The following is a 352-nucleotide window of genomic DNA, read 5'->3' as shown; positions in this document are numbered from 1 at the left end:
CAATTATCTCATTAGTTTTAGAGTTAGATTTAAATGAATCAAAAGAATAATCAGGTTTGAAAAACTCTTCTTCATCTTCTAACTCTTCTTTTTTTTAGTAAATCTTTTATTTAAAACTTGTTCTACAAAATCTATTTTTTCGTAATAAAAATCACGATCAAGATTAATTATAAATTCATCTAGAGTTTTTTTAACTTGAAATAAAGTTAATTTATCATCATGATAATATTGTTCTTTTAATCTAAATATTTCATCATAAATTAATTGTTTACGTTCTTCTTTTTGATTTTGACGAACGTATTTTTTATGTCTTGGGGTGCCTTCTTCAATGAAGTCGCCATCTTTTTTTATA

1 pseudogene is annotated in these 352 nt (G+C 23.0%); it reads right to left on the bottom strand.

Going from position 1 to position 352, the window contains the following annotated elements:
* Positions 1-78 precede the first annotated feature (78 nt).
* Positions 79-352: pseudogene (locus OL66_RS04085) on the bottom strand (hypothetical protein); the annotation flags it as partial.

The sequence above is a fragment of the Chrysanthemum yellows phytoplasma genome (genome assembly GCF_000803325.1).
GTDB lineage: Bacteria > Bacillota_I > Bacilli_A > Acholeplasmatales > Acholeplasmataceae > Phytoplasma > Phytoplasma asteris.
The sequence above is the reverse complement of the archived record's forward strand: the minus strand, read 5'-3'. Positions and strand labels throughout refer to the sequence as shown.